Raw genomic sequence first — 330 nt, 5'->3', positions numbered from 1 at the left:
GGTCCTGTCGTACCAGGCGGCACCCCTCGTCGCCGGCAGTCGACAGGTCCTCCTGCTGCGGTCGTACGAGCTCGACCCGGTCCCGGACAGCGTGGTCCATGTCGAGCACGGGCGCCTTCCGCTCAAGCTTCGGGCGTTCCTCGACTTCGCGACGCCGCGCATCCGCGCGTCCCTGGGTGCCGTCATTCCACCCGTCTGAAGGCCGGCGCACCCGTCGGCTTGGGACGCCCGTCCGCCGGGTGAGGAAAGGCCGGCCACGTCAGGGAGGCCGGGCCACCCATCTCTCGGAATCCGTAAGGCTGAGTTTCTAAAACTCTGTGTTCTCGCGAG

1 pseudogene is annotated in these 330 nt (G+C 68.5%); it reads left to right on the top strand.

The features are described from left to right. Positions 1-199: pseudogene (locus ACLBXO_RS31860) on the top strand (LysR family transcriptional regulator); the annotation flags it as partial. Positions 200-330: the final 131 nt, after the last annotated feature.

The organism is Methylobacterium sp. C33D, assembly GCF_053345825.1.
Note: the sequence above shows the minus strand (reverse complement) of the source record. Positions and strands in the feature narration are given on the sequence as shown.